Origin of the sequence: Limosilactobacillus sp. DJ3M12 (genome assembly GCF_947381695.1) — a bacterium.
GTDB lineage: Bacteria > Bacillota > Bacilli > Lactobacillales > Lactobacillaceae > Limosilactobacillus > Limosilactobacillus kinnaridis.
On record NZ_CANCWY010000078.1, the window covers coordinates 1 to 242 of the forward strand.

General features: G+C 45.9%; 1 protein-coding gene. It reads left to right on the top strand.

Translation table 11 applies throughout. The features are described from left to right. On the top strand, positions 1-242 hold a 242-nt coding region (locus QOS06_RS10795; protein ID WP_283596069.1), incomplete at both ends, for a reverse transcriptase domain-containing protein.

The following is a 242-nucleotide window of genomic DNA, read 5'->3' on the forward strand; positions in this document are numbered from 1 at the left end:
TAGTTTGCGTGAGGGCAAGTATAAACCAGCACCAGTCAAACGGGTAGAAATTCCGAAGCCTAATGGTGGAGTAAGAAGACTTGGAATACCAACTGTGGTGGACCGAATGGTTCAACAAGCTGTAGCCCAAATTCTTACGCCTATCTTTGAGCGTGTTTTCTCTGGTAATAGTTTTGGCTTCCGTCCCCACCGTGGGGCCCATGACGCTATTGCAAAAGTAGTAGATCTTTATAATCAAGGCT